Annotated in this window: 1 protein-coding gene; it reads left to right on the top strand. The window is 69.4% G+C overall.

Annotated elements, in window-relative coordinates:
* Positions 1 to 701, top strand: a 701-nt coding sequence (locus tag G3R49_RS19935; protein ID WP_167870833.1) for a plasmid recombination protein, incomplete at its 5' end; no start/stop codon positions are given.
* Between the last annotated feature and the right edge of the window lie 97 nt (positions 702 to 798).

Genomic DNA, 798 nt, shown 5'->3' with positions numbered 1-798 from the left:
AGGCCGCGTTCTTCGACCAGGCGCCGGGCTGGCTGGCGGCCAAATACGGCGCGGATCGCATCGTGACGGCCAGCATCCACCGCGACGAGGCCACCCCGCACCTGTCGGCCTTCGTCGTGCCGCTGACGCAGGACGGGCGGCTGTCGGCCAAGGAGTTCATCGGTGGCCGCGACAAGATGCGGGCCGACCAGACCAGCTTTGCCGAGGCGGTGAGGGATCTCGGGCTGGAACGCGGCATCGAGGGCAGCCGGGCCACCCATCAGCGCGTCCAGAGCTACTACGGCGCCATCGAGCGCCAGCCCGGGCACGCCACCATCACGCCGCAGGCCATCGAGCCGCGGGTGCTGCGCAAGGGGATTTTCTCGAAGGACGTGGAGACGCCGGAGGCCGTGGCCGCCCGCGTGACCGCTGCCGTCAGGGAAGGGTATGGCCCGACCGTCGCAGCGGCCGCAGGAGCGCGTCAGGAGCGCGAGAAGGCCCGGCAGGCACAGGAGACAGCCCGGAGCCTGCGTGACCGCCTGAAGCCCGTTCTGGACGCTCTGGGGCCGCTTAATCGCGATATGCAGGCCAAGGCGGCCCAGATCATCAAGGCCGTGGGCGAGAAGCTGCTCGCCGAACAGCGCGAGGCGACACGCCAGCGGCAGGCCCAACGGCTTCGCAGTCGCGGCCGGGATCGCGACGACGGCGGGCTGTCTCGTTGACCCTACAGGTGGCCGACGGAAGGGGTTTATGGCTTGCAGCTACTGAGGACGGTTTGCTCCTTCCCGCCATCGTGGGTCGAAAGGTTCATGTCGTTGC

The sequence above is a fragment of the Shewanella sp. WXL01 genome (genome assembly GCF_012263345.1).
GTDB classification, from domain to species: Bacteria; Pseudomonadota; Gammaproteobacteria; order Enterobacterales; family Shewanellaceae; genus Shewanella; species Shewanella maritima.
The sequence above is the reverse complement of the archived record's forward strand: the minus strand, read 5'-3'. Positions and strand labels throughout refer to the sequence as shown.